The sequence below is a fragment of the Flavobacterium sp. genome (assembly GCF_043756175.1).
Taxonomy (GTDB): domain Bacteria; phylum Bacteroidota; class Bacteroidia; order Flavobacteriales; family Flavobacteriaceae; genus Flavobacterium.
The window spans coordinates 1-2,012 of record NZ_JAYURN010000052.1; the positions used below are offsets into that span (position 1 = coordinate 1).

General features: G+C 33.0%; 1 pseudogene. It reads left to right on the top strand.

The features are described 5' to 3' along the window. Window positions 1–1,131: 1,131 nt before the first annotated feature. Window positions 1,132–2,012: pseudogene (locus ACH2BP_RS03115) on the top strand (glycosidase); the annotation flags it as partial.

Sequence of the window (2,012 nt, forward strand, 5' to 3'; positions counted from 1 at the left end):
AGAGTGATTTGTTGCTTTTAACATCTTTATATTATTAAAATAATTTATGTAATAAAACTATTAATTAATTTAACAATCAGATCATTAATAAACTATTTAGTATTAATATTTAATTACAGTAAAGCTTTAGCTAAGTATGTTGTCTTGTTTAGTTTTTTTGATGCAATACCTAACTTAGTTGCACTAAAATTTATTCACTTTTAGTTGTTTTTTAGACGACTTACAGTTTAAATTAGGAGATAGATTTTGTTCCCCACATTTTATATTTCTATGCTTGACGGTTCCCTTCAATAATTTTTTACTTCGAGATGACTTAGCAGAAACCATTAACTATCAATATTTATAGATACTAATAGTGTGCGATTTTTCCCTAATAAATTATAGGAATGAAATCGCTGCCGTATTTTAAAAATAGTTTGCAGAACACTACACTGCAAAAACTGATATGCAATAAGAGAAACAAATCTCTCTTTATCCGCAAAAGAAAACCAAAAAATTATGTTTTGGTTTTTCTGTTTTTAAATACGTTCTTATTTTATACTTTTTACAACTTGCACTATTGATCCTAAATGTTGGGTAATCTTTATAAAAGAAATTTGAAGCCTTCACCTTACATGTGAGACGACATTATTCAGTTAAAGTTTGAAGGATAGAGCTAATAGAAATTAATATTTAAAATTAGGTTGCCGTCAATCATCAGGTCTTTAAAAAAGCATTCGCTCCGAAAATCAAATATTAACACTTATTTTATTATTATTTTTGTAATTTTGACATAATCACTTAACTAAATTTTGAGCTTCCAAAATTCCCAACTTCTTAAAGTGATTCGTGCTGAAACAGGTTGAGACCGATAGCGTCAACAAAATGACTTCAGAACAAAAGAATAAAGTCTTTTTGCGTTAGCATTTCAATAATTTTATTTACTTCATCAACGCTTGGCTTGGGTATCAACTCTTTTTGGACAGGTTTAGAGGTAGAAGTCACTTGGGGCGAAAATGGAAAAGTTTCAAACAAATACCCTTGTAGGTTCGTGTAAAACAGGAACGAGCTACGAGGTAATAAACTTAAACGACTTTTTATCACTACATAAAAAAGCGTACTTAATTTTATTATAATTTTAAAAATAAAGCTATGCGAGTTCCAGTAATCCGAAAAAATATAATATTCACTCCTGATTCCAAGAGGGTTGTTGCCCGGTATTTTATGAATGGTGATCAACGGACGCAACAGATGGTGAGCCGCATAATGATGTTGGATGAAAAACAAGTTATAGACACACTAGAACATACACTCCGGGAATTTGCCAGACGCCATAGAAACATTTCAAGTATATTTTTTAAGCATTGCGAAAAAATTAGAAGCATAATTGAAGGGATGCAAATCGACTATGACAGTCTGTCTCAGGAACGAAAAATGCTCATCGGTTCCTATTGTACAATGGAATATGCTATAGAATCCGCCGCCATTTTTAACCCTTCCATTGTGGAAGATTTCGATCAGTCGGATCTCGAAGAAGGAGAGAAACGTGTTATCATTTCTTTCCGTGCCACTGGGGAAGGTCATATCTCATCCATTGTCTTTAGAAGAGGAATCTTGGATAAGAATAACAATCTCCGAGTGATGAAAATTGGTAATAACATTGATAAAGCAGAGATTGTACACAAAACCCTATACAACAAAGAACGATTTCTGATGAAATTGGCAGAAATGCATACCTCTGACAAATACTCAACCCGTATTATGCAGGACCTGCCAGACGAATTTGAGTACGCCATATTAAAAAGTTTGATAAATAAAGCATTAAGCGATCCAATGATCCGCCAGGAGAGAAGAACTGCACTCGAAGAAGTACTCTGGTTGGCGGATTCATTTTATGATTTGCAATTCAAACACGATTCCGATATCACCGAGCGTGTTATATTTCCGATATCTGATTCTGAAAGCCGTGGTATTGAAGATGCCCGTTTTGTACGTTTTGTTGATGATGATAAATCGGAAAAAATATTTGCGAC